Origin of the sequence: Allobaculum stercoricanis DSM 13633 (genome assembly GCF_000384195.1) — a bacterium.
Classification (GTDB): domain Bacteria; phylum Bacillota_I; class Bacilli_A; order Erysipelotrichales; family Erysipelotrichaceae; genus Allobaculum; species Allobaculum stercoricanis.
Map to the genome: position 1 here is coordinate 127,360 of NZ_KB913034.1, position 20,421 is coordinate 147,780.

Here is a 20,421-nt window from a genome sequence, read left to right on the forward strand (position 1 = left end):
GATGAGCCAACAAGTAAAAATGGTAGTTTGCGATTTGGACGGAACGTTACTCTTCGATCCCAAGCGCATCACAAAACGAACAAAGAAAACAATTCGCCAATTGCGCAAACAGGGGATTTTATTTGGGATTTGTTCAGGTCGTTCTGCTTTAGCACTGCAACAGAAAGTGAAAACTTGGGGAATCGAAAACGATGTTGATTTCGTTTTGGGATTTAATGGTGCAATGTTTTGGGACCCAAAAACAGGAGTTGTTGAATCGCGATTAGAGTTAAAACCAGAAGACATTCAACCGATTATGGATGCTTGCCAAGGGTATCAATTTACATTTGGTGAATATCAAGGAAACGACATGATTGTAACGGCGATTAACTTTTTAACCAAAGCGATGGGGGGACGTAATGAATTGGGAATGAAACAAGTAACTCCTCAAGAACTCATTCGACCAGCCCTTAAATTTATGGCAGTTGGAATGCCTTGGACATTGAATCGCTGGTGGAAATCGGATCGCAAAGAGACTTTGACTTCCGCTCGTGTTTTTCGTTCTGGTCCATTTTTATTTGAATTCGTGAATCGCGATTTATCTAAACTAGAGGGAATCAAAACTGTTTGTCAAAAGTATGGTGTCCAATTGGATGAAGTGGTCACATTTGGCAATGACAACAATGACGTTGAAATGATTGCGGGAACAATTGGGGTTGCGATGAGTAATGCCAATCAAGCCGTAAAAGAAGTGAGCTCATATATCACGACTTCTAATTTCACAGATGGAGTCGCAAAGTTTATTGAAGCCAATATTCTCAATCCAAACGCTAAACCATTAGTGGCAAAAAACATTCCTTCATCCAAATCATAAAAGAATGTACAACAGGTCTTTTATTCATCTAAAAACAGATGACAAAAGACCTTTTTATTTGGTTATAGGGATTTATAACTGAGTTTGATCATAGCAGAAGAGGGATTTGAAAAAAGAGGAGGATAAGTGCCAATTTGCCGATAAGCAAGGCGTATTTATTAGAGGCTTGCGGCCTTTACCTTTACGGAATGCATAAACAATTGTAAAATAAACAAGTTTAAGTTTGTTTGATAATTTTAAAAGTTAAATACTGTATCAAAAAGATCAAATGAAGATTCGTTCAAAATAAGATAAACTTAAAAAAGCGGATGAAGGGGAAGTAGAGATTTAACCAAAATCCGAAAACAAAATGAATAGAAAGCATTAGAACAAGCTTTGGCATAGGGAAAGAAGATTGCTCTATGTTAAAATAAAATTTACTAAAAATGAGTGAGAGGAGATTTAAATGGCTCTTTTTGGAGGAATGTTCTCAGAAGAAGCTCGAGAACTCAAGCAATTAGAAAAAACTGCAGATAAAGTTCTTTCTTACGATGAAGCAATGAAGAAGCTCACTGATGAGCAACTCAGAAATAAAACAGAAGAATACAGAGAACGTCTGGCTAAAGGCGAAACTCTGGATGATTTATTACCAGAAGCGTTTGCGACTGCTCGTGAAGCAGCTTATCGTGTAATTGGTGAAAAACCATACAAGGTTCAGATTGAAGGTTCTGCAGCAATGCACCGTGGTGACATTGCCGAAATGAAAACAGGTGAAGGTAAAACTTTAACAGCGACAATGGCCGTTTATTTAAACGCATTGACGGGTAAAGGTGTCCATGTCATCACAGTCAACGAATATTTAGCAGGACGTGACGCAGCATGGATGGGGGAAATCTATCGTTTCTTAGGTTTAACTGTTGGTGTGAACAAACGTGAATTATCCCCAGCAGAAAAACGTGAAGCATATGCTTGCGACATTACTTACACAACAAACTCCGAACTTGGATTTGACTACTTACGTGACAACATGGTTACGGATGTTAAAGATCGCGTTTTACGTGGTTTACACGTTGCGATTGTCGACGAAGTAGACTCCGTATTAATCGATGAATCTCGTACACCATTGATTATTTCCGGAGGTAAAAAAGACACTGCAAACTTATATATTGCAGCGGACCGTTTTGTTAAAACATTAACTGCGCCAACATACGAATATGATAAATATTCAAAAGAACAGAAAATTGTTTCTGGTGACTATGACATCGACGAAAAAACACGTCAAGTTATGTTAACTGACACAGGTGTGGAAAAAGGGGAAAAATTCTTCAACTTAGCCAACCTGTATGATATGGAAAACACACAGCTCGTTCACCATATCAACCAAGCTTTAAAAGCAAACTACGTCATGATGAAAGACGTTGAATATGTTGTTAGCGATGAACAAGAAATCGTCATCGTTGACCAGTTCACTGGACGTACAATGCCAGGACGTGCATATTCTGATGGTTTACACCAAGCTATTGAAGCCAAAGAATGCGTGCCAATTAAAGAAGAAACATCAACATTGGCCACAATCACATACCAAAACTTCTTCCGTCTTTATGAAAAATTAGCAGGTATGACAGGTACTGCCAAAACTGAAGAAGAAGAATTCTTAAATACATACAACATGCGCGTTGTTGTCATTCCAACAAACCGTCCAATTGCTCGTCAAGATTTACCAGATGAAATCTATGGCCGTAAAGTGGATAAATATAAAGCACTTGTTCGTAAAGTAAAAGAATTATATGAAAAAGGACAACCAGTCTTAGTCGGAACAATTGCGGTTGAAGTATCCGAATTGTTACACGAAATGTTGAAAGCAGAAGGAATTCCACACGAAGTTCTGAATGCGAAAAACCATGCTCGTGAAGCGGAAATCGTTGCGAAAGCAGGTCGTCCAAAAGCTGTTACAATTGCGACAAACATGGCTGGACGTGGTACAGACATCAAATTAACGAAAGAAAGCCGTGAACTTGGTGGTCTTGCTGTATTAGGTTCTGAACGTCATGAATCCCGTCGTATTGATAACCAGTTACGTGGTCGTTCTGGACGTCAGGGAGATCCTGGATTCTCTAGATTCTACGTTTCTTTAGAAGATGATTTGATGGTTCGTTTCGGAACAGATAAGCTCAAAAACTTATTCTCTTCTCTTGGCGATCAACAAATCGAATCGAAACAAGTGACTCGTTCCATCACAATGGCTCAGAAAAAAGTTGAAGGTTTTAACTTCGATACGCGTAAAAACTTATTAGACTATGATGACGTATTAAGAAGACAACGTGAAATCATCTATGATCAACGAAATAAAGTCCTCGAAAGTGAAAACGTGCATGACATGGTCAAATTGATTTTTGAAAAAGTCATCGATCAAGCTTTACAGGCTAACATCACAGAAAGCCGTAAAAACGAAATCGATTTACCAGGATTAGTTAAATCTTTGGAAATTCTTGGTCTAACTGGCGATCGTGCGATTCATGTAAGTGATTTAGAAGGTAAAGACTACAAACAGCTGCAGGAATACATTTCTACAAAAGTTTGGAACGATTACGAACATGAAATCGAATTAGCAAAAGCACAATTCTTACCATTTGAGAAAAACGTTGTATTACGTAACATTGACCGAAACTGGATTGAACATATCGACCGTATGGATAAATTGAGAAGTGGTATTTACTTACGTTCTTATGCGCAAAACAACCCACTTCAACAATATGTTCAAGAAGGATTTGACATGTTTGAAGATATGAACCGTCGAATCGATCGAGAAATTGCTTCTTACTTATTAAAAGTGCGCATCCGTCAGGAAAAACCACAAAATAAAGTTGAAGAAGCAAGATCTGCTGTGGAGGCAAGAAAAAATGGAACTGTTCGAGCTTAAACAGATTCTTTCTACTCACCTGGAGAAGTTGGACGCTCTAGGTGAGTCACTTTGACTTGCCAAGCAAGAAAGAAAAAATTAAAGAATACGATCAAATGATGTTAGCGGATGGGTTTTGGAGTGATCAGAAAAAAGCTCAAAACATCATCCGTCGGCAAAATTCTCTCAAAGATATCGTCAGCACCTATGCTGAACTAAGAGAGATGTTTGATGGTTTAAATGAAACCGCCGAAGCGCTCAAAGCCGAACTGGATGAAGAACTTCTTGAAATGGCTTCTTTAGAAGCCCAAGAAGCCGTTGAAAAAATGGCTGACTTCGAAGTAAAGGTACTTTTATCTGGAGAATACGATAACTCCAATGCGATTTTGGAATTCCATCCGGGTGCCGGAGGAACAGAATCATGCGACTGGACGGCGATGTTATATCGTATGTATACGCGCTACGCTCAATCGAAAGGCTTTAAAGTCTCGGTATTGGACTACCAAGATGGAGATGAAGCGGGAATCAAATCGGCAACAATTTTAGTCGAAGGTGAAAAAGCATACGGCTATTTAAAAGGCGAAAAAGGTGTTCATCGTTTAGTACGAATTTCGCCATTTGATGCCGGGGCAAGACGTCATACTTCTTTTTCCTCTGTAGAAGTGATGCCGCAATTCAATGATGAAATTGAAATTGAAATTAAACCGGAAGACTTACTCATTGAAACAAAACGAGCTTCAGGTGCGGGAGGTCAGCACATCAATAAAACGGACTCTGCAATCCGTATGGTGCATAAACCAACTGGAATTGTGGCAACTTGCCAATCCGGAAGAAGCCAGATTCAAAACCGTGAAGAAGCGCTCAATATCTTAAAATCTCGTTTGTTACAAAAAGAGATTGAAGAACAACAAAAGAAAATTGCCCAACTCAAAGGTGAAACAAAAGCCAATGAATGGGGAAGCCAAATTCGTTCCTACGTCTTACACCCTTACACAATGGTTAAAGATGCTAGAACGGGTTACGAAACAAGCCAAGCCCAAAGCGTTTTAGATGGAAATCTAGACGGGTTCATCTTTGCTTGGTTAAAATCACAAATTTCTTAAATCGATAAAAACAGGCTGTCTAATTGTGGACAGCCTGTTTTTCGCTTCTTTATGAAATTCTATTTATGATACATTAATAAAAAAAAGGGAAACAGGTGAGGATGATGAAAAAGGTGCGAACAAAAAAGAAAATCGTGATTGTTTTGGAATTAATATTTGTAGTCCTTCTTTGTATAGCTTTATTGCTCCTGTTTCGTTATCAAAATACCTCGACCAAGCGATTGCCCAATCGCTATGCCGGAAATATTGCTCAAGTGCATAGCGCCATTGATTACGATGGGGATGGTCTCGATGATCAAACAGATATTTTACAAGGTGCATTAGATTACATTGCTACTCAACCGAAATACAAAAGTGTGTATTACAACACGGGCTACTCCAATGATGAATATGGCGTATGTACAGATGTTGTGGGTCATGCGCTTAAATCGGCAGGTTATGATTTGATGGTTTTAGTCCAAGAAGATCTTCAAACCAATCCTAATGGTTATTCGATTGATATTCCGGATCAGAATATTGATTTTCGACGCGTCAGAAATTTAAATGTTTATTTTTCACATCGTGCCATCAGTCTAACCACAGATGTTTACGATATTGAACAATGGCAGGGTGGCGATATTGTGATCATGAATGATCATATCGGAATTGTTTCTGATCATCGCAATCAAAATGGCGTGCCCTATATCATCCATCATAATGGACCATGGCAAGATTGATATGAGCAAGATATTTTAGAAGAGAGAACAAATATCATCGCGCACTATCGTATGAGCTAAGAAAAAAACAGATCAAATTTAAGGCGGAATTTAGGCGGTATCAGTACAATAAAAACAGTTAAATATCGCAAAGGAGGAAACATCCATGAAAATCCACTCTAGCGTATTAGAGCTTATTGGAAATACCCCACTTGTAGAAGTGAAAAATATAGAAAAACAAGAACAACTTCCAGCCCGCATTGCTTTGAAATTAGAAGCGAAAAACCCAGGAGGAAGTGTAAAAGATCGTGTTGCTTTAAATATGATTTTAAAAGCAGAACAAGAAGGCTTAATTAAAGAAGGAACAACAATTATCGAAGCAACTTCTGGAAATACCGGAATCGGCTTGGCCATGGTCGCCGCAAGACGTGGTTATGATGTTGTGATCGTTATGCCAGATTCAATGTCCATCGAAAGAAGAAATCTACTCAAGGCATTTGGTGCTAAATTAGAACTGACTCCAGGAGCTAAAGGCATGGCGGGGGCCATTGAACGCGCTAATGAATTAGCCCAAGAACTGGGAAATGTGTTCATTGCTGGTCAATTCGAAAACAAAGCCAATCCCGAAGTGCACTATCTGACAACGGGGCCTGAAATTTGGAATGATACAGATGGAACTGTTGATATTTTTGTATCTGGCGTGGGTACTGGCGGAACGATTAGTGGTACGGGAAAATATTTGAAAGAAGAAAACCCCAATATTCAAATCGTTGCGGTTGAACCAGCTACATCCGCGGTGCTTTCTGGACGAGAAAAAGGAGCACACGGCATTCAAGGAATCGGTGCTGGTTTTATCCCGAATACTTTAGATACAGAAATTTATGATGAAATTATAACGATCGAAGATGAACAAGCTTATCAAGCGGGGCGTCAATTAGCCCAAACAGAAGGAATTTTAGTCGGTATTTCTGCCGGAGCTGCGTTTGCGGCGGCTAAAGAACTCGCAAAACGACCAGAAAACAAAGGGAAACTGATCGTTGCGCTTTTACCTGATACGGGCGATCGCTATTTATCAACGAAACTGTTTAGTGAATAAAAAAGGCAGGTCAGCACGACCTGCCTTTTTTAGAGAATCATTAAAGGTCAATGATATCGTTATGTTTGTTGAATGCTTGGAAAACCAAAATGACTGATTCGACAATTAAAACCCACCCAGTAATGGTCATAATCATGTCAATCACACTTGAAGGTCTAAACATCAAGAAGACTGCGGCCACAAGCATGACGAGCGCAACCGCAAAATCCATGCCCCAAGAAGCAATGCCGGAGCGTTTAAAGATGAATGCTTTTTGGAGTTGAGAAAGTGATTGGATCAAAATAAAGATCCCGGCCAAAATTGGAAACATATTCAACAATAAATTTGGATTCACGGCCAATAGAAACCCGAAAACAAGTGCTGGAATTCCAACAACCATGGCAGAAAGACCGATGGCTTGATCTTTGGCGCTAAAATATGTAAAAAGCTCATAACCACCAAATACACAAGCAAAAATGCCGAGCATGCGGATGGTCGCGGTTAAAATACTTCCAGAAAAGACGCATAAAACTAATCCAAAGAGAAAATACATCAATGCGATCAGAAGTGTCTCTTTTTTAGATGGGGATAAAAAACGTTTCATACTATCTCCTCAACTTTCTAAGTTCATTATTGATCACGATGCCGTGATTTTGATTCAAGATGCCTGACTTTCTGATTGATCTGGGCCAACAATCTAAAAATATAGAACTATCTAAATTATAGAACGAATTTGAACAAATAAATCTTACAATGACAAACGAAAAAAATTAGCAGGCAATGGCGCAGATCGAGATTTTAGGCGCCGTTTTTGAAAAGCATATAAATCGCGTTAGAATGAAGATGGAAATGAAAAGAAATCATTCGTTGATCTAAGTTCAACGTAAAAAGGAGAAAATATGGCAAAAAAAGCTGCAGTAGTAATGGATACAGGATTTGAAGAATTAGAAGCAATGGGACCTATTGCTTTATTACGTCGTGCCGGAATGGAAGTCGATTTAGTGAGCGCTCATAATGGCGATGAAGTAACAGGAAGATTTGGTGTGACTTATAAACCAGCAACACCATTTAAAGACTATGATTTTTCAAATGTTGATGTTCTCATTGTTCCAGGTGGTGGTCATTGGCCAAAAATTGAAGCGAATGAAGAAGTCAAACAAGTGATTCGTCAGTTCTATGATGATCCAAATAAATGGCTTGCGGCAATTTGTGCAGCACCAACGATTCTTGGACGCATGGGACTTTTAAAAGGGAAAAACTATACTTGTTTTACATCTATGGACGAAGACTTTGGTGGAACATATATCGATCAAAGAGCCGTTGTGGATGGTCATTTAATTACGGGTAGATCCGCCGATGCTTCAATTGATTTTGCGTATGCGATCATGGAATCTGTACTGGGAAAAGAAAAAACAGAAGAAGTGAAAGCCTCTATCTTTGCTCACTAATCTAAAAACAATAAAAGAATAAGAAAAGGGAGAATAGAACGAAAAGAATCTATTCTCCCTTTTTTAGTGAGTTTTATTTTTGGGATTCTGTTGGTGTTTCTTGTAAGAATGTTTTGATCTTTTGACCATCTAAGAATCCTTCCAAGTAGAGTTTATGTAAGTTTGTTGAATCACGAGCCAAGGTGTCGATGCCCATTGTATCGGCAGGAGCAACAATCAAAACTTTACCTTCTTTTTCCATTTCTTTAGCTTGGGCAACGATTTGGTTATATCGATCTGCACGAGTCCGTAAACCTTCAGCAGCTTGTGGGTAATGTTTCATAAAGGCTGCTAGGGTAGCATCCTTGAGCGGTTTACGATCGACGTCGGAAGGTTTGGTTAAAACGATGACGATTTTGTCAGCGCCCATTTCTAATGCTTTTTCCAAAGGAATGGTGTCAGATAAAGCACCATCAAAGAACGGAACACCAGCAATCATATACGGTTTATTGACCACTGGAATGGAGCAGCTCGCTTTGAAGATATCGTATTGGTTTTCTTCTAACCAACGACGATCAAAATAGGCCGGTTTACCAGTGATCGCATTTGTTGCCACAACGATCATTTGCGTATTTGATTTTTTGAACGTTGCGTAGTCTAATGGGAATTCGCCATCCGTATTGGAAAGCGTACTGTAAATGTAATCAAGATCGACAAAAGAACCTGTTTTGAAGAAGTTATGAACAGACATATATTCAGGACGAGCCGAGTATTCCCGATAGAACATGTAGTTTCGGCCGATTTGGTTGGCTAGATAACTAGCAATATTAGCAGAGCCAGCACTAATGCCAATTGCGATATCAAATTGGATTTCATCCATTAAACAAGCATCAAACACACCAGCGGCATACATGCCACGCATACCACCGCCAACATCAATAACTGCAGTTTTCATATTCAATATCCTTTCGAATGATTATTTTTTAATTCTTCATCATTATAGAGCGAGAGGAGGATAAATCAGGCATGACATGCTTTTCAAATTTCAATACTTAAGTTGCTATTTTAAAAAATGAGTTTTTGAAAAAAGGCCGATAAAGATGATTCTTGATTTCGATCTCTGCATGAACTACAATAATTCTACGTGTGTGCCCGTAGCTCAATGGATAGAGTGACAGATTCCGATTCTGGCGGTTGGAGGTTCGAGTCCTCTCGGGCGCGCCATTTTTTTATTTATTCTCAATCATGGATGTCCATATAGCTCAGCAGGATAGAGCGATCGCCTCCTAAGCGATAGGTCGAAGGTTCGAATCCTTTTATGGACGCCAGCCAACAATGCTGTAAGACTTTACGTTTAAGGTTTTACAGCTTTTTGTTTTCCGGAAACCATTGATCGAATAAAAGAGAAGTATTCGGATTATGTAATGCCTATCGACAATATGCGTTTTATGGTTAGACCTAAAGATAGATAATGAAGGACGAATAGAATGATTACTTATGAAGACGCGAAAGCGAAGAAGATTATATCGACGGTTTTGGTATCGTTATTCTAAAAGACAATGGAGAATCGTTTGGATGGACGAATTACATTTTAGATTTGCATTCTGACCCCAAACCGAAAGAGATCGATTTTTTATGGATATAGTTTACAGCATCGGAAAAATAGTGAAAAAAAACGATTTATAAAACGATATAACATATGGATGAAATGAGGATATTTATTGCGTATATGGATATTCTATCTCCATCAAATTTATTGAGATCTCCATCATTTGACGATAGAATGATGGAGATAAATCTGAAATGAAGGAGATTCCTATGAGAAATTTTGATTTCGTTGTAAGTCCTGCAAAGTTGTTAACACCTGAAATTGTTCAGATGGTTAGCAGCATCCATGAACATAAAGGCAAACAGGAATTATTTCTCGAAGCCAATGTAGATGAATTGAAAACACTCTTAGAAGTTGCATTGATTCAGAGTACGGGAGCATCCAACCGAATCGAAGGTATATTTACAAGCGATAAGCGTTTGGAAGAATTGGTAAGTCAAAAATCAGCCCCCCGCAACCGATCTGAGCAGGAAATTGCTGGTTATCGTGAAGTGCTTTCTGCAATTCACGAAGGTTATGAATATATCAATCCAAGACCGAGCGTTATTTTGCAGTTACATCGAGATCTGTACTCCTATTCACAGGGATCTGCTGGTGGAAGTTATAAGAATTCCGATAATGTAATTGCAGAAACAGATGCCGAGGGTCATCAGAAGGCACGTTTTATTCCAGTTCCTGCATTTCAGACTGCTGAAGCGATGGAAGAACTTTGCGCTCGCTTCTTTGAAGCATGGGAAGCTGACCGCATTGACAAACTGGTTTTGATTCCCATGTTCATTCTGGACTTTCTGTGCATCCATCCTTTCAATGACGGAAATGGTAGGATGAGCCGTTTGTTGACCACTCTGCTTTTTTATAAGGCGGGATACATCGTTGGAAAATATGTCAGTATGGAAATGCTGATTGAAAAGACAAAAGAAACATATTATGAAGCACTTCAAGCAAGTTCTACTGGCTGGCATGAGGGCGAAAACAGCTATGAGCCTTTTGTTAAATATTATCTGGGTATCATGTTGAAAGCATACAATGAATTCGAAAGCCGTGTAGAGCATTTGAAGCATCGGAGTCTTTCTAAGCCTGATAGAATTAAAGCGGTTATTGATAACAAGGTTGGCAAAATTACAAAGAAAGAAATCATGGATCTTTGTCCGGATATAAGCAAAATTACCGTGGAAAGGACTTTGACGAATCTGGTTAAGAGTGGGTATATCGTAAAAGTTGGTGCAGGTCCATCTACTGGTTATGTCCGTGTTTAAAAATATGAAAAGCAGCTTATAAATTTGTCAGTCAAAAACGCATGGACAAACCAACTCGTATGCGGGACATTAATTGTAGACAAGAAAATATCTTGTACTTACGATAGGAAAGTTGAATTGAATACTGTTTAACCATGATCGAATGTACGAAGCATGGTGGTCATATAATAGATGTCGATGGTAATATCAAGCCATTCCCCGATTATTAGCTGAAGCAAACAATCAGCTGACTTTCAGAGCTTGACAGAGGGGTGTTCAGAATAACTCAAATTGAATCGCAAACAGTTTTATATAGTGTCCTACTTGGTTTTCCCTTACCTCATATTGATAGAGAGTGACAATAGGTTGGAGCCCTCCTAAGCGATAGGTCGAAGGTTCGAATCCTTTTATGGACGCCAGCCAACAATGCTGAAAGCCTAAAGATCAAAGGCTTTCGGCTTTTTTTATCGCAACAATGCTGATGTTGTTTGTTTTTTATTTTCCCTTACCCTGCGAACAATCCCTTAAATATTGCTTCAAATTAAGGGTAAGTCATATTTGCAAAGTAAAATAGAAGCAAAGGGTAATGTTTAAATCAAAAAAACGAAAGAATAAAGTTCAAACTTTGTTCAGATTTATATGTAGTTGGATTTCATAATCCGCCTCTAATATAACGATTGAAAAGAGAGGCGGATATTTATGGCAGCAAAATCAACAAAATATATCACGATCGGTGGAACAGCGTTCTTGATTTTATTTCTGTACTATTTGATCTCGAATGGCTGTTTAACAAATCCTGATCAGCTAGAACTTGTGATTAAAAGTTTTGGCATTTTAGCTCCGATATTTTTCTTAACCCTTCAAATTATTCAAGTGATCATCCCGATTATTCCAGGTGGAATTACTGCGGGAATTGGCGTGATCTTGTTTGGGCCTTTTTGGGGATTTGTCTTAAATTATGCCGGCTCGATGATGGGGTCTATTATTGCCTTTATCATGGTGAAGCACTATGGGCATGATTTCATCTTAAAATTCACAGATCAAAAAACATATGATCAATATATTGGCTGGTTAGATAAAGGGAAAAAGTTTGATCGATTCTTTTCGTTTGCGATCTTAGTTCCAGGATTTCCTGATGATCTTCTGTGTATGATTGCGGGTTTGACAAGTATGAGTCTTAAAAAATTTATTTTCATTATCGCAACTTGTAAACCTTTAGCCTTAATCGCTTATTCATGGGGGATTAAAGAAATTATTATGAGAATTGGCACAATGTTTTAGTTGAAGATTGAAATCGCAGAACAATCAGTTTGTAATTGAGAATAGAAAAAATGAAGGGGCGTGAATGTGTTGGAATACAATATTTTAGTTGTTGAAGACGAAAGTGGGATTAGAGAAACGATTAAGATTTTTTTGGAAAACCAAGGTTATCATGTTTTTACTGCCCAAAACGGAGTAGAAGGCTTAGAGATTATTCAAAATACGGATATTCATTTAGCAGTTGTCGATATCATGATGCCTGTTATGGATGGGATGACGATGGTATTAAAACTAAGAGAAAAATATGATATGCCCGTCATTTTCTTAAGCGCAAAATCGGAAGATATCGATAAAATCAAAGGTTTAAATGTTGGGGCGGATGACTATATCACCAAACCATTTGAACCTTTAGAATTAATTGCGCGAGTGAATTCGAACTTAAGAAGATATACGCAAATTTTAAAATTAAAACAAGGTTATCAAGAAGAAGCTAATCAAGAAATCTTGCAAGTGGGGGATTTGGTTCTCAATAAAGAAACAAAACAAGTGACCATTCGCAATCAAGAATTACATTTAACTTTAAAAGAATTTCAGATTTTAGAATTATTTATGAGTCAGCCTGGAAGAGTGTTCTCCAGTGAACAAATCTATGAAAGTGTTTGGAAAGAGATGGCGGTGAACACCGATACGATCATGGTTCATATCCGCCGATTACGTAAAAAAATTGAAGAAGATCCTAAAAATCCGGAATACATCAAAGTTGTATGGGGAATTGGATATAAGATCGAAAAAATGTGAGAAAGAGTATGAAGAAAAGAAATAATATTTTTACAATCATACTGACAACAATTTTAGCCCTCATGAGCTTTATGGCGATTAGTTTTTATGATAATTCCAATACAAGAGATATCGATCGAATTAAAGATATTGAATATTATTTTTCGGATGAATTCCAATACACAACTTTAGGATTAACGATGCAACTCGATTCATCGTATACGCCTCTACAATTCTCTGATGAAGTTGATGAGGGGAAAAAGGAATATTTGAAAAGTGAATTTAATAATCAATTAGAAGATATTAGAAGTTTTTTGCATATGGATAAAGATTTTTTCTATCTTGCAAAAAACACGAAAACCCAACAAGTTGTGACCAATATTGAGAATTATGATCCAAACACATTTAACTTAGATGATTATGGCTACACAATCCATGTTAATTACGATAAAGAGGGGTATTGCACAACAGAAGGTCCGATTGCTCTTGTGTTTTCTGACCTTGAAGCAGATGAGTTATTCGATCGATATACACAATTTGAATATGAAGATCAATTCTCTGAAGCATTAGGAAATGATGTCTCTGTCAATAAACCAAAGAACGTGGATATCTATTATATGTTTTCAAAAGATATCCAGTCTTTTGATGGATTATCGGGCTATTTAAATTCATGGGAACACTATAATGCCTTTAGTGCGGTAATTTACTGCATATTCGCAGCTTTTTTGATTTTGTTGATCCTTTTCTATCCAATTCGATATGTGCAACAAGCTAACCCTTTTAAAACCGTGAAGGAATGGAGTTTTGAAATCAACTTAGTCACATGGACGAGTATTGTCTCTTTCTCCTTTTTAGCAATCTTAGTGCTAGCGGGAACAACGATTAATGGCCAACTGAGCTATTTGTTGTCGAGCTTTGGAATTGGATATGCAAATCCATTGTTGTTGGTGATCAACTTTGTTGTTTGGTATTTATCTTTACTCGTTGTGGCCATCGGGGCATTCTTGATTAAGTACATCGTCACTTATGGTCCAATCCGCTATATCAAAGATCACACATTGGTGTCAAAATTCTTTGCATATATCAAAGAGAAGCTAAATCTAATTTCAGAAATCGAACTGACATCACCAATGAATACAACGATCATGAAGTATGTGTTGATTAATGGAGCGATTACCATCTTTATTGCAATCTGGAACGTTCCATTGTCGATTGTATTTGCGATTGTCTATACATTTATACTTTTCTTTTATGTCAAAAAGAAAACGCAAGAAATACAGTCTAACTACAATACTCTTTTAAATTCTATTCAAAATATCATTTCTGAAGATTTTGATACGATCACAGAAAAAGATTTCGGTATATTTGAATCTAGCAAAAAAGAGTTGAGTCAACTGAGCAAAAACTTTGAATTGGCGATTCAAGAAAAAGTGAAATCAGAAAAAATGAAAACCGAATTGATTTCAAATGTCTCGCATGATTTAAAAACACCACTGACTTGCATCAAAAACTATCTCGTGTTATTGAAAGATGATGACATTACATTGGAAAATAAACATTATTATCTAGAACAACTGAATTTGTATACGAATAGACTGAAGAACTTGATTGAAGACTTATTTGAAATCAGCAAAGTCGATAGTGGCAATATCAATCTGAATATCCAAGAATTAGATATCGTTTCCTTACTTAATCAAGCTTATCTAGAAAATGAAGATATGTTAGAGTCTAAAGACATCACTTTCATCAAAAAATCGAATGCCGAAAAGCTGGTACTCAATCTAGATAGTGATAAAACATATCGTGTGTTTGAAAACTTGCTGACGAATATTGATAAATATGCATTGCCAGGCAGTCGTGCTTATTTGACATTGACGGAATTGCCCGATCAAGTCGAAATTGAATTCTCTAATATTTCCGAAGTGGCGATGGATTTTACTTCTGAAGAAATCACAGAACGCTTTGTACGTGGGGATAAGTCGCGTTCCAAACAAGGCAGTGGATTAGGTTTAGCGATCGCTCGTAGTTTTACCGAAGCCCAAGGGGGAACATTCAAGATCACAATTGATTGTGATTTATTTAAAGTGAAGATCACATTCCCTAAAAATGAAATGAGCAAAGAAAATAGAACAGAACAATAAACATGAAGCCGTCTTGATCGTAAAGAAAAAGACGGCTTTTATTCTGCGTGAATTTTGAGTGTTGTAGGTAAAACAGAAAAAGTGAATGGATAAAGATAGATTTTTTTCAGACAATGTTTAGTTCTATAGCCGATCATAGTTTAGACCTCTTTTAAATACTGTGTATAGAAAGAAGGTCGGTTTTATGTTCACCTTGATCACTTCCACAATCAGTTTTATCTGTCTATTGAGCTTTTTTGTTTATGAATTGAATCAAACGAGTTTAAATAGCACAATTAAAACTTTGCTTGCTATGTTGTTCTCACTGCCGGCATTCAAAGTGAATAGTGTCTTATTTATATTTGAAGTACATTTCGTTGTGTTCACTTTGTTATTTGAATTTTGTTTTAAAAAGTTGATGAAAACAGATCGAACAAATTATAAAGGATTTTTTCTATGCATCCCGATTCCATTTGTTCTTGCAATGTTATTTATGTGTTATGGCTCGTATAATATGAATCATATTCTGAAAACGGAATACACGATTGATACGCAAAAATCTTTATCTAAAGATTACAAAATTGCGATGATTTCCGATTTGCATTATCCAAACTCGACAAATAAAGAAGAGCTTTCTTCTCTTGTTAAACGAATCGCCAAGGAAAAACCTGACTTTGTGATGTTGTGTGGCGATATCATTGATGAACATACGACACCACAAGAAAGAATCGATACCTTTGAAACACTCGGACAATTGAGTCAAACTTCCCAAGTGTTTTATGTTTATGGAAATCATGACACAGGGAAACATTCGTTTTATAACCGTATTGCCAGTGACCAACTAGAATCGTTGATTGAGAACAATGGGATTCGTGTTTTAAATGATGAACAAATTATCATCCATGATGAAGTCTCCATTATCGGTAGAAAAGACTATAGTTTACAGAACCGGATAGATCTGCCGGAATATTTTATAGACGATAAAACGTACAATATCGTTTTGGATCATCAACCTAAAAATTTAACAGAATGTAGTCAAAATAAAGTGGATCTACATTTATCGGGTCATACGCATGCAGGACAAATCTTTCCGCTATACTATGTATACGAATTATTGAATATTAATGAAATGAACTATGGTTTAAAACAAGTGGATCAAATGTCTGCCATCAATACGTCTGGTGTTTCTGGCTGGGGATTTGCGATTCGCACCGAACATCATAGTGAATTTGTGATCGTTAATATACATTAGATAATTTAAATCAGGGGGATTTAATGGAGCACAAATACGATAAATTGTTGAAAGCCACGATTTGGATTTATGTCATCACATTGATCGGGGCATTTGTTTATAATTTTCAAATTAAGAATATGCAAGGAGTAGGGATGAGCGTTGTCGCCATGTTTACCCCTTGGATCGTACCGATCGCCTTTAAAGTTCTAAAATTAAAAGCAACCAATGAAGTGTATATTTTGAATGTTGTATTCGTCTATTTTGCTTCATTGATCGGTAGTTGCCTAGGTGGATATACTGTTCCATTCTTTGATAAAATTGTGCATTTTTTTAGTGGCATCTTGATGTCTGTTGTCGCAATGATGATGTTTAGTTGGATCAAGCAAGAAGAAAAGATTAAAGATCCAAAAGATGTTTGTATCTTGTATTTATTTATCAATGCAGCCAATTTAGCTGTTGCTGCACTGTGGGAATTCTATGAATACTTCATGCTGATTTTCTTCAATAATGATTGTATCAATCACTATACAACAGGGGTTCATGACTCGATTACGGATATGTTATGTGCATTTGTTGGAGGCTTATTGATCACGTATCTTGTCTTTCGCTATTACAAGATGGGGAAAAAAGGATTCTTTATTGAATTGCATCAAAACTTTTATAAGCACAACAACAAAAATGGTGAGAATATAGAAAAAGGGTTCAACTAGTTTGAACTCTTTTTTTCGAACAAGATAGCCTGTTGGCTAGGCGTTTGCATTCTCATGGCAATAAAGATTGAGGTGTGTTATGGTGCAGACGAATATAATGTTGAAGAAGGTGTGAGTTGAATGTCCCAAGTAACAAAACGAGCATTAGAGCAATCTCTTAAAAATTTGTTGCTCAAAAAGCCATTAACCAAAATTACAGTCGGTGATATTACCGAGGATTGCGGAATCAATCGCATGACGTTTTATTATCACTTCAAAGATATCTATGATTTAGTCGAATGGTCATGCCTAGAAGATGCCAAACGGGCATTAGAAGAAAAGAAAACTTACGATACCTGGCAACAAGGTTTCTTGCAAATCTTTAAAGCGGTACAAGAAAACAAGCCATTTATTTTGAATGTTTGCCGTTGTGTACATCGCGAGCAAGTAGAAAAATACTTGCAACCGCTTGTGGATCAGTTGCTTTTAGATGTGATTAATGAAGAGGCTACAGGGATAATTGTGCGCGATGAAGATAAACAGTTTATTGCCAAAGTTTATTCTTATATGTTCATTGGCTTGATGCTTGATTGGATCAAAGACGATATGCGCGAAGATCCTAAACAAATCGTAGATAATCTTTCTAAGGTTATAAAAGGGTCTATTTCAACGGCTCTTTCGCGATTTAAACTCTAAATTTATCATTTTGAAGAGTTTGATAAAATTTTTTACACCTTATTGCTCCATGATAAAAATTTAGTCATGGGGCTTTTTTTGTTTATTGTGCCTCTTTTGAAACGGAACATAATGAGGGCGTAAACAAAAACAGGAGGTTTTAGTGATATGTATTACTCTGCAGGAAATTATGAATCATTTGCTCATCCAGAAAAACCAAAGGATGTAGACAAAAAATCCGCTTATATTATCGGGACAGGTTTAGCTGGATTGACCGCTGCCTTTTATCTTGTTCGAGATGGACAAATGAAAGGGGAACATATCCATCTATTGGAAAAATTAGAACTTGCCGGAGGAAGTTGCGACGGACGTAAAGATGTAACGAAAGGATTCTTCATGCGTGGCGGTCGTGAAATGGATAACCACTTTGAAATTATGTGGGATACATTCCGTGATGTACCTTCTATTGAAACACCAGGTGTTTCCGTATTGGATGAATATTATTGGCTCAATAAACACGATCCAAACTATTCCTTATGTCGTGCGACTGTAAATTGTGGTCAAGATGCCCATACAGATAAAAAATTCGAATTGGATAAAGACTCCGCAATGGCTTTATCGAAATTATTCTTAACACCAGAAAAAGACTTGGAAAATAAAAAGATTTCCGATGTCCTTCCAGAATCTTTCTGGAAAACGAATTTCTGGCTCTATTGGCAGACAATGTTTGCCTTTCAACGTTGGTCTAGTGCTTTGGAAATGAAACGTTACTTATGCCGTTATGTTCACCACATTGATGGATTACCAGATTTTACCGCATTACGTTTCACAAAATATAACCAATACGAAAGTATGATTCTCCCTTTAGTTAAATATCTAGAAAGTCATGGTGTTCGTATTGAATATGGCATGGATGTCAAAAACGTCATCATCGAAACGGTCGGAGATAAGAAAATTGCTAAACAAATTATTTATGTCAAAGATGGTCAAGAACAGTCTATTGATTTAATTGAAGATGATCTTGTCTTTATTACTAACGGATGCTGCACAGACACTTCTTGTTACGGGGATCAGAAACATGCTCCAGATTTATCAGCGGTTAAAAATGGTTATGGCGAATCTTGGGATATGTGGAAAGCAATCTGTGCTCAAGCTGAACATGGAGAATATGGAAATCCAGACGCATTCTGCAGCAATGTAGAAGCAACAAACTGGATGAGTGCTACAGTGGCTACTTCTAATGAAGAAATCATTGAACACATTATGAACGTTTGTAAACGTGATCCACGGGCAGGTAAAGTGACAACTGGCGGTATTGTTACCGTTAAAGATAGCACAGATAACTGGTATCTTTCTTGGACAATCAACCGTCAACCACAATTCAAATCTCAAGATAAAAACATGGTTTTAATTTGGTTGTATGGTTTGAGCACAAATAAAGAAGGAAACTATATGAAAAAAGCAATGCGTGATTGCACAGGTGAAGAAATCTGTCGTGAATGGTTATATCACATCGGCATTCCAACAGATGAAATTGATGATCTTGCACAAAATGCCTGCAATACAACAACTTGCTTCATGCCTTATATCAATGCCTTCTTCCAACCAAGAAAACAATCCGATCGTCCAAAAGTTGTACCAGATGGTGCAGTAAACTTTGCGTTCATCGGTCAATTTGCGGAAACACCACGCGATACAATTTTCACTACTGAATATTCAATGCGTACAGGTATGGAATCTGTTTATACTTTATTGGATATTGATCGTGGTGTACCAGAAGTTTGGGGAAGTAAATATGATGTACGTGAACTTTTACGTGCTAGCTATTATGCCCTCGATAAAAAGCCAATTACAGAAGTAGGATTATCTTTTAAAGAAAGAGAAGCAATCAAACTCTTGCTGAAAAAAGTAAAAGGAACTGATGTAGAAATTTTACTTAAAGAAAGCGGCTTAATCGGATAAAAGAATAAGAATAGAGGTCGAATGTAGAACTTGAAATAGGTTCGAATTCGACCTTTTTATATTGCTTGTTTTGCAGATCACCATAGATCAAAGACAAAAGAAGATTTATTTAAGAAACTTCGCCCAAAAAATGTTATGAATAATAATGTACATCGTATAAAAAGTTCAACAACAACATAATAATAGGAATCAACAGATTGGAAAGAAGGGTTCAATCATGAAAATATCTTTGATCTGTACAGGTGGACTATCAACAGATTGGATTGTTGAAAAAATAGAAACCTACGCGCAAGAACACGGGCAAGTTGTCGACATTCAGACATTTGGTGCGGCTGATTATGATCCAGGAGCAAGCGAAGGGGATGCAGTATTGTTAGGGCCACAGATCGGTTATTATCAAGAAGAAGTGCAAGAAAAATTGGGAATGGAAGTGGGTGTGATTTCTTCAGCTGACTATGCCACAGCCAATATTGGCGACATTCTCATGATGGCCAAAAAACTAGCGAAAAAAAGAAGTGATAAACCAAGTGAAACAGCAAAAAAAGAAGAATAAAAAAGGGAGACCAATTTTGTTCTTCTTTTTTTTGTTTACTACAAATAGACGAAATGACGTAATGGTTATCCGGCGTGGATGGAAATGATGAAAAATGTGAAAACGATGTAAAATAAATTCTGTTTGTTTTTCTTTTATTTTCAATAGTGTACAATGAAAGCGCATTGGTTTTCAAATTCGGGGCTAGGAAATAGTACGAAATAGGTTGTTAAATCTACGTATTTGGTATGAATGTATTGTATAAATATTTGTAAATATTTAACAATTTAGAAATGA

17 protein-coding genes and 2 tRNA genes are annotated in these 20,421 nt (G+C 37.1%); 17 read left to right on the top strand and 2 right to left on the bottom strand.

Annotation, left to right across the window (positions count from 1 at the left end):
• Position 1 precedes the first annotated feature (1 nt).
• The 5 genes from ALLST_RS0100585 (at position 2) to cysK (ending at position 6,625) form a co-directional block, all read left to right on the top strand.
• Positions 2–853, top strand: a complete 852-nt coding sequence (locus ALLST_RS0100585; protein ID WP_019892025.1) for a Cof-type HAD-IIB family hydrolase — start codon at positions 2–4, stop codon at positions 851–853.
• A gap of 445 nt (positions 854–1,298) precedes the next feature.
• Positions 1,299–3,752, top strand: a complete 2,454-nt coding sequence (gene secA / locus ALLST_RS0100590) for a preprotein translocase subunit SecA (protein WP_019892026.1) — start codon at positions 1,299–1,301, stop codon at positions 3,750–3,752.
• Positions 3,733–4,834, top strand: a protein-coding gene (prfB, locus tag ALLST_RS0100595; RefSeq protein ID WP_156816539.1) for a peptide chain release factor 2 whose coding sequence is annotated in 2 segments (ribosomal slippage) — positions 3,733–3,804 and positions 3,806–4,834 — 1,101 coding nt in all. Because the reading frame shifts where the segments join, the coding sequence is not laid out codon by codon here. Before secA ends, prfB begins: the two co-directional genes overlap by 20 nt.
• A gap of 101 nt (positions 4,835–4,935) precedes the next feature.
• Positions 4,936–5,550: a DUF1287 domain-containing protein gene (locus tag ALLST_RS10730; protein WP_019892030.1), complete on the top strand. Its 615-nt coding sequence runs from the start codon at positions 4,936–4,938 to the stop codon at positions 5,548–5,550.
• A 145-nt stretch (positions 5,551–5,695) separates the two neighbouring features.
• Positions 5,696–6,625, top strand: coding sequence for a cysteine synthase A (gene cysK / locus ALLST_RS0100605; protein ID WP_019892031.1), 930 nt, complete (start codon positions 5,696–5,698; stop codon positions 6,623–6,625).
• Between the two features lie 40 nt (positions 6,626–6,665).
• On the opposite strand, the gene ALLST_RS0100610 is transcribed toward cysK, so the two are convergent.
• Complete coding sequence (locus ALLST_RS0100610; protein WP_019892032.1) at positions 6,666–7,208, bottom strand: HdeD family acid-resistance protein; 543 nt, start codon at positions 7,206–7,208, stop codon at positions 6,666–6,668.
• Positions 7,209–7,503: 295 nt separating this feature from the next.
• Here ALLST_RS0100610 and ALLST_RS0100615 point away from each other — a divergent pair, with 295 nt between their 5' ends.
• The gene (locus ALLST_RS0100615) at positions 7,504–8,052 is read left to right on the top strand and encodes a DJ-1/PfpI family protein (RefSeq protein WP_019892033.1); all 549 of its coding nucleotides are present in this window, start codon (positions 7,504–7,506) and stop codon (positions 8,050–8,052) included.
• A gap of 73 nt (positions 8,053–8,125) precedes the next feature.
• Here the strand turns inward: ALLST_RS0100615 and ALLST_RS0100620 are convergent, their stop codons facing one another.
• The gene (locus ALLST_RS0100620; RefSeq protein ID WP_019892034.1) at positions 8,126–8,986 is read right to left on the bottom strand and encodes a patatin-like phospholipase family protein; all 861 of its coding nucleotides are present in this window, start codon (positions 8,984–8,986) and stop codon (positions 8,126–8,128) included.
• A gap of 193 nt (positions 8,987–9,179) precedes the next feature.
• Between ALLST_RS0100620 and ALLST_RS0100625 the strand changes: the two genes are divergently transcribed.
• The 11 genes from ALLST_RS0100625 to ALLST_RS09635 all read left to right on the top strand — a co-directional run bounded on the left by ALLST_RS0100625 (position 9,180) and on the right by ALLST_RS09635 (position 20,145).
• Positions 9,180–9,255, top strand: a tRNA-Arg gene (locus tag ALLST_RS0100625).
• A 27-nt stretch (positions 9,256–9,282) separates the two neighbouring features.
• Positions 9,283–9,359, top strand: a tRNA-Arg gene (locus ALLST_RS0100630).
• Between the two features lie 490 nt (positions 9,360–9,849).
• Positions 9,850–10,896, top strand: a complete 1,047-nt coding sequence (locus ALLST_RS0100635) for a Fic family protein (RefSeq protein ID WP_019892035.1) — start codon at positions 9,850–9,852, stop codon at positions 10,894–10,896.
• A 678-nt stretch (positions 10,897–11,574) separates the two neighbouring features.
• On the top strand, positions 11,575–12,156 hold the full coding sequence (locus ALLST_RS0100640) for a TVP38/TMEM64 family protein (RefSeq protein WP_019892036.1): 582 nt from the start codon (positions 11,575–11,577) through the stop codon (positions 12,154–12,156).
• A 69-nt stretch (positions 12,157–12,225) separates the two neighbouring features.
• A complete protein-coding gene (locus ALLST_RS0100645; protein WP_026472716.1) occupies positions 12,226–12,933 on the top strand; it encodes a response regulator transcription factor in 708 nt (235 codons plus the stop codon).
• 8 nt (positions 12,934–12,941) lie between these two features.
• The gene (locus ALLST_RS0100650; protein WP_019892039.1) at positions 12,942–15,053 is read left to right on the top strand and encodes a sensor histidine kinase; all 2,112 of its coding nucleotides are present in this window, start codon (positions 12,942–12,944) and stop codon (positions 15,051–15,053) included.
• 184 nt (positions 15,054–15,237) lie between these two features.
• Positions 15,238–16,284: a metallophosphoesterase gene (locus ALLST_RS0100660; RefSeq protein WP_019892042.1), complete on the top strand. Its 1,047-nt coding sequence runs from the start codon at positions 15,238–15,240 to the stop codon at positions 16,282–16,284.
• A 23-nt stretch (positions 16,285–16,307) separates the two neighbouring features.
• Complete coding sequence (locus ALLST_RS09630; RefSeq protein WP_019892043.1) at positions 16,308–16,976, top strand: DUF2238 domain-containing protein; 669 nt, start codon at positions 16,308–16,310, stop codon at positions 16,974–16,976.
• 120 nt (positions 16,977–17,096) lie between these two features.
• Positions 17,097–17,651 (top strand): TetR-like C-terminal domain-containing protein, encoded by a 555-nt coding sequence (locus tag ALLST_RS0100670; protein WP_019892044.1) that lies wholly within the window; start codon positions 17,097–17,099, stop codon positions 17,649–17,651.
• Between the two features lie 147 nt (positions 17,652–17,798).
• Positions 17,799–19,592, top strand: a complete 1,794-nt coding sequence (locus ALLST_RS0100675; RefSeq protein ID WP_019892045.1) for an oleate hydratase — start codon at positions 17,799–17,801, stop codon at positions 19,590–19,592.
• Between the two features lie 217 nt (positions 19,593–19,809).
• Positions 19,810–20,145, top strand: coding sequence for a PTS sugar transporter subunit IIB (locus tag ALLST_RS09635; RefSeq protein WP_019892046.1), 336 nt, complete (start codon positions 19,810–19,812; stop codon positions 20,143–20,145).
• Positions 20,146–20,421: the final 276 nt, after the last annotated feature.